Annotated in this window: 2 pseudogenes; both read left to right on the top strand. The window is 30.6% G+C overall.

The features are described 5' to 3' along the window. Positions 1–288 (top strand): annotated as a pseudogene (locus A9Q93_RS05980) (alpha-amylase); the annotation flags it as partial. A gap of 2 nt (positions 289–290) precedes the next feature. Then, positions 291–542 (top strand): annotated as a pseudogene (locus tag A9Q93_RS05975) (alpha-amylase); the annotation flags it as partial.

Here is a 542-nt window from a genome sequence, read left to right as displayed (position 1 = left end):
AGTATTGGAGGAAATGATCCAGACAATCGTAAAATGATGAAGTTTGACTTGAATGTTCATGAACAACGTTTAAAAAAGCAAATTACAGACTTGGTAAATACACGACGTAACTCGATGGCTTTACAATACGGGACAACAACAATTTTAAGAGCAGATAAAGAAGTGCTTATTATCAGACGTCAATATTTTGATGAAATAGCTACCGTTATTTTTAATAAGTCTGCCCAAGAATTCACCTTTGAAAATACGACAGTTTTACCAAATAATTTTAATTTAATACTACATTGAAAATGAAAAAAATTACCCAAATATTATTGATATTAATCATTTTTGTTTCTTGTCAAACAGAAAAAACTAGTGTAAAAAATGACATTGCACCAGTCACATCTGCTATGATGGAAACAGCAGTTATTTATGAAGCAAACATTAGGCAATACTCTCCTGAAGGAACTTTTAATGCTTTTACAAAAGACATTCCTCAATTAAAAGAATTGGGTGTAAAGGTAATTTGGATGATGCCAATTTTTCCAATATCAGAAACC

It is taken from the genome of Nonlabens dokdonensis (assembly GCF_002162835.1).
Lineage (GTDB): Bacteria > Bacteroidota > Bacteroidia > Flavobacteriales > Flavobacteriaceae > Nonlabens > Nonlabens dokdonensis_B.
The sequence above is the reverse complement of the archived record's forward strand: the minus strand, read 5'-3'. Positions and strand labels throughout refer to the sequence as shown.